The following is a 5,831-nucleotide window of genomic DNA, read 5'->3' as shown; positions in this document are numbered from 1 at the left end:
AGGCCAGCACGCCCAGCAGCAGTGAAAGGCTGGTGCCCATGGCCGCGCCGTTGGTACCCAGCGCAGGCAAACCTGCCAACCCGTAGATCAACCCCGCGCTGAGCAGCACGTTGACCAGATGCACCACCACGACAATACGCAAATACAGGTGGGTGTGTTGAAGCCCATTCCAGTAGCCCCTCAGGCAGAGGGTCATGGCGATCACCGCAAGCGACAGCACCCGCCAGCGAAAGTAGTCGACGGCCACCTGCGAGACATCATCGGCGGGAGCGATCAGCTGTATCCACCAGGGAGCTTGCCACCATGCCCAGGCGGTCAAGGGAACCCCTACCCCCAGGCTGATGAGCAGCCCGGCCTGCAAGGCCGTGGGCGCGGTGCGGCCTTCTCCGAAAGCGTGAGCGGTCTGGGATTGCACGCTGGACGAGAGGCCGAACACCAGTGCCGTCATCATGAACATGGCGTAGCCACCCAGCCCCACGCCCGCCAGAGCCTCCTGGCCGAGGTGGCCCACCAGCGCGGCATCCACCAGGTTGAGCATGCTCTGAGACAGCATGCCCAGCATGACCGGGAGAGCAAGGCGCATGACCTTGCTCTGACGACGAACCGGCGACATCAGCTCGGATCGTAGGAAAGCACGGGCGCCAACCAGCGCTCCATTTCTTCCAGCGACATCTGTTTGCGCTGCGCCAGCGCATCGACCTGGTCACGGCTGATCTTGCCGGTGGAGAAGTACTTCGACTGCGGATGGGCAAAGTACCAGCCGGACACCGCCGCCGCTGGCCACATGGCAAAATTCTCGGTCAGCACTAGCCCGGTATTCTTTTCGGCTTCCAACAGCCGGAACAGCGTGGCTTTTTCGGTGTGATCAGGGCAGGCCGGATAGCCGGGGGCAGGGCGGATGCCCTGGTACTTCTCGGCGATCAAGGCCTCGTTGTCAAGCGTCTCTTCCGGCACGTAGCCCCAGAACTCCTTGCGTACCCGCTCGTGGATACGCTCGGCAAAGGCCTCCGCCAAACGGTCGGTCAGGGCCTGCACCAGGATGGCATTGTAGTCATCTCCCGCCGCTTCATAGGCTTTGGAAAGCTCATCCACACCATGGCCCGTGGTGACCGCAAAGCCCCCGATCCAGTCAGCCTTGCCGCTCTCCTTGGGGGCGATGAAATCTGCCAGGCTGTAACAGATGCCGTCACGGCCTTTGGTGGTCTGTTGACGTATATGATGCAGACGCTCGACGACCTGGGTGCGGGATTCGTCGGCATAGACTTCGATGACATCGTCGTCCACGCTGTTGGCAGGCCACAGGCCGATTACCCCCCGCGCCTGCACGCGTTTTTCATCGATCAGCTTGCGCAGCATCACCTGCGCATCGGCAAATAGGCTGCGCGCCGCTTCACCCACGATCTCGTCGTCGAGAATCTTCGGGTACTTGCCGGCCAGTTGCCAGCTCATGAAGAAGGGCGTCCAGTCGATGCGCTCCACCAGCTCGTTCAGATCGTAATCATCGAAGGTCATCAAACCCGGCTGCCGGGGGGCCACAGGGGTATGCGTGGCCCAGTCGGTGCGGAAGCGCCGCTTGCGGGCCTGGGTGTAGTCCAGGTCGGCGGCTTTGGGGCGACGCTTGGCGTTGCGCTCGCGGACCTTTTCGTACTCTTCACGAATCTCGGCGACGTAGGCCGCCTTGAGGTTGGGCGCCAGCAGCTTGCCGGCCACGCCCACGGCGCGGGAGGCGTCGGTGACGTAGATGACCGGGTGGTCGTACTGGGGCTCTATCTTGACGGCTGTATGCGCCTTGGAGGTCGTCGCACCGCCGATCAGCAGCGGCAGGTTCATGCCGCGTCGCTGCATCTCCTTGGCCACATGGACCATTTCATCCAGCGAAGGTGTGATCAGGCCCGACAGGCCGATGATATCGGCATTGTGGTCAATGGCAGCCTGGAGAATTTTCTCGGTGGGCACCATGACGCCCAGGTCGATCACTTCGTAATTGTTACACTGCAGCACCACGCCGACGATGTTCTTGCCGATATCGTGGACATCGCCCTTGACCGTGGCCATGACGATCTTGCCCTTGGCCTGGGTCTCGGCGCTTTTCTCGGCTTCGATGAACGGGATCAGATAGGCCACCGCCTGTTTCATGACGCGGGCCGACTTGACCACCTGGGGCAGGAACATCTTGCCCGCGCCAAACAGGTCGCCGACCACGTTCATGCCATCCATCAGCGGGCCTTCGATGACCTCGATGGGGCGTTCAGCCTGGGCGCGGGCCTCTTCGGTATCTTCCTCGATGAACGCCGTCACGCCCTTGACCAGCGCATGCTCGATGCGCTTGTTGACCGGCCAGCTGCGCCACTCCAGATCTTCCTTCTTGGCTGCGCCGCTGCCATCTCCCTTGTACTTGTCGGCAATGTCCAGCAACCGCTCGGTGCCATCATCGCGGCGGTTGAGCACCACGTCTTCGACGGCGTCACGCAGTTCGGCGGGCAGGTCATCGTAAACCGCCAGCTGGCCGGCGTTGACGATGCCCATGGTGAGCCCGGCGCGAATCGCGTGGTAGAGGAACACCGAGTGGATGGCTTCCCGCACCGGGTTGTTGCCACGGAACGAGAACGACACGTTGGAGACGCCGCCGGAAATCATCGCATGGGGCAGGTGCTCACGGATCCACTGGGTGGCCTCGATGAAATCGACGGCGTAGTTGTTGTGCTCCTCGATACCGGTGGCGATGGCGAAGATGTTCGGGTCGAAGATGATGTCTTCCGCCGGGAAGCCGATCTCGTCCACCAGCAGGCGGTAGGCGCGTTCACAGATTTCCACCTTGCGGGCGAAGGTATCGGCCTGGCCCTCTTCATCGAAGGCCATCACGACGATCGCCGCACCAAAACGACGACATTTGGTGGCCTGTTCGCGGAACGCCGCTTCGCCCTCTTTGAGCGAGATGGAGTTGACCACCGCCTTGCCTTGCACGCATTTCAGGCCCGCCTCGATGATGTCCCACTTGGAGGAGTCGATCATGATGGGCACCCGGGCGATGTCAGGCTCCCCGGCAATCAGGTTGAGGAAGCGCACCATGGCTTCCTGCGACTCCAACATGCCTTCGTCCATGTTGATGTCGATGATTTGCGCGCCGCTCTCGACCTGCTCCAGCGCCACTTCCAGCGCCGTGGTGAAGTCCTCTTCGACGATCAGGCGTTTGAAGCGGGCCGAGCCGGTCACGTTGGTACGCTCACCCACGTTGACGAACAGCGAGTCGGCCTCGATGTTGTAAGGCTCCAGGCCCGCCAGGCGGCAGGCGCGACGGCGCTCGGGCACCTGGCGGGGCGCCATGCTGTGAACGGCCTCGGCAATGGCGCGGATATGTTCCGGCGTCGAACCACAGCAGCCGCCAATGATGTTGACCAGACCGCTCTGGGCAAACTCGCCCACGATGGCCGCCATCTCTTCTGGCGTCTGGTCGTACTCGCCGAACTCGTTCGGCAAGCCCGCATTGGGGTGTGCCGACACGAAGGTATCGGCCTTGGTGGCCAGCTCTTCCAGGTAAGGGCGCAGCTCTTCGGCGCCCAGCGCACAGTTGAGGCCCACCGAGAGGGGCTGAGCGTGACGAATGGAGTTCCAGAAGGCTTCGGTGGTCTGCCCTGACAGGGTGCGCCCGGAGGCATCGGTGATGGTCCCCGAAATCATGATCGGCAAACGACGGCCCAAGTCTTCGTAAAGCTCTTCAAGGGCGTAAATGGCGGCCTTGGCATTGAGCGTGTCGAAAATGGTCTCGATCATGATCAGATCGGCACCACCCTCGATCAGCGCGTTGGCGGCTTCGTAATAATTCTCGCGCAGCTCGTCGAAGGTCACGTTGCGCTTGGCGGGGTCGTTGACGTCCGGCGACAGCGATGCGGTACGCGAGGTAGGCCCCAGCACGCCTGCCACGTAGCGGGGGATGTCGGTTTCCGCGGCCACGGCATCACACACTTCTCTGGCCAACCGGGCAGACTCTCTGTTCAGCTCGGGCACCAGGTCTTCCATGCCATAGTCGGCCTGGGAAAGTCGTGTGCTGTTGAAGGTATTGGTTTCGAGAATATCGGCGCCTGCCAGCAGGTAGTCACGGTGGATACGTGCCACCACGTCGGGGCAGGTCAGGGCCAGCAGGTCGTTGTTGCCCTTGAGATCGGAAGGCCAGTCGTGAAAACGCTCGCCACGAAAATCCTCTTCACTGAGCTGGGCATTCTGCAGCATGGTACCCATACCGCCATCCAGAATAAGGATGCGTTGGGTCAGGCGTTGGGTAAGGGATGCAGTCAAATCACTAGCGGCCATGGCAGGGGAAGTTCTCCAGCGTCTCGGTCGAAAAGGATATTCTTGTTGTCGTCGTCATGGGTGAGCGGCGCTTATCATACCAAAGGGTGCTCGCAAGGGCAGCAAGTAAGCCATGCCGCTCGCCCAATAGCCGACTAAAACGGTCGGGATTGTGTCGCAACGTGGTTTTGCTTACCATAGGCACAAATGACATGTGAAGTGGCAACGCCACTACCACGGGAGGATAACATCCCTTATGACCACGACTATCGAAGCGCCGGGCATTGACATCACGGATAGCGCACAGGGCTACCTCGCCGAGCTGCTGGAAAAGCAGAACGTCGAAGGCATTGCCGTGCGTATTTTCATTACCCAGCCGGGCACGCCTTATGCAGAAACCTGCCTGGCCTACTGCCGCCCGGGTGAAGAAGAGCCCACCGACGTCAAGCTCGAGCTTGACAAGATCAACGTGTTTCTCGACAAGAACAGCCTGGCGTTTCTTGAAGAGGCCGTGGTGGACTTCAATGCCGACCGTATGGGTGGGCAACTGACCATCAAGGCACCCAACGCCAAGATGCCCAAGGTCAATGCGGACAGCCCGCTGGAAGACCGCATCAACTATATCCTGTACAGCGAGATCAACCCCGGGCTGGCGGCCCACGGCGGTGAGATCAAGCTGGTCGAGCTGACCGAAGACAAAATGGCCATTCTGGCGTTTGGCGGCGGTTGCCAGGGCTGTGCCGCGGTCGACCTGACTCTAAAGGATGGCGTCGAAAAAACGCTGCTGGAGCGCATCCCCGAGCTGGCGGGTATTCGTGACGTCACCGACCACACCGATACCAGCAACGCCTACTATCGTTAATGGCGGCCATGCTTGACAGCAACGCTGTCATTTAGCATTTTCCATGAACAACGCCCGGCAGCCGCTGCCGGGCGTTGTTGTATCTGCTCACTCCTGCGATTTAGGGGCCATGACCTCCGGCAGTGATGCCAGCTGTGCCTGCATGGCTTCCATCCGCTGCCATAGCTGCTGCTGCCACTCTTCACGCGCTATCGACTGCTGCTGCTCGACCTCTAATGCCCGCCTTGCCTGATCGAGATTGCGCTGAGCGGTTTCCAGTGCGGCTTTGAGTGTCTCCTGATGCCCCTGATTCGTTTGCAGCTGCTGCTCGAGCTTGCCGTTGTCTATCTGCAAACGGCTTACCGTATCGTTTTTATTGCGCAGCTCCTGCTCCAGCGTTTCGCCACGCTTTTCCCACTGCTGCAGGCGTTTCTGCAGCGCTTTCTCTTCGTTGGCACGCTCCTGACGCAGGGTATCCAGCAACGCCATCAAACGCGCCTCGGCGGCTTCGTTACGCTGCTCTTCCTGTGCGAGGCGCTCCTCCCATGCCTGCTGACGAGCCTCCAGCTGCGCAGCGCACTCTTGCTGAGCGGCCGTCAGCGCCCGCTGGGCTTCTTGCAGGTCTGCCAGATGCTGCTCGGCATGCTCTGTGGCCTGCTGAGTCTGCTGCTGCCAGTGCCGCTCGCGGGCCTGACACTCTGCC

Annotated in this window: 3 protein-coding genes and 1 pseudogene; 1 reads left to right on the top strand and 3 read right to left on the bottom strand. The window is 61.2% G+C overall.

The features are described 5' to 3' along the window. The coding region (locus HSS18214_RS0103120) for an MATE family efflux transporter (RefSeq protein ID WP_026001687.1) at window positions 1-583 on the bottom strand (583 nt) is incomplete at its 3' end. A 29-nt stretch (window positions 584-612) separates the two neighbouring features. Continuing rightward, window positions 613-4,308: a methionine synthase gene (gene metH / locus HSS18214_RS0103115; RefSeq protein ID WP_026001686.1), complete on the bottom strand. Its 3,696-nt coding sequence runs from the start codon at window positions 4,306-4,308 to the stop codon at window positions 613-615. 235 nt (window positions 4,309-4,543) lie between these two features. Here metH and nfuA point away from each other — a divergent pair, with 235 nt between their 5' ends. Further along, window positions 4,544-5,149 (top strand): Fe-S biogenesis protein NfuA, encoded by a 606-nt coding sequence (gene nfuA / locus HSS18214_RS0103110; RefSeq protein WP_016913846.1) that lies wholly within the window; start codon window positions 4,544-4,546, stop codon window positions 5,147-5,149. Between the two features lie 87 nt (window positions 5,150-5,236). Here the strand turns inward: nfuA and HSS18214_RS19185 are convergent. Beyond that, window positions 5,237-5,831, bottom strand: a pseudogene (locus HSS18214_RS19185) (DNA-binding protein); the annotation flags it as partial.

The sequence above is a fragment of the Vreelandella stevensii S18214 genome, from assembly GCF_000275725.1.
Classification (GTDB): domain Bacteria; phylum Pseudomonadota; class Gammaproteobacteria; order Pseudomonadales; family Halomonadaceae; genus Vreelandella; species Vreelandella stevensii.
This window is presented reverse-complemented; position numbering and strand designations above follow the sequence as displayed.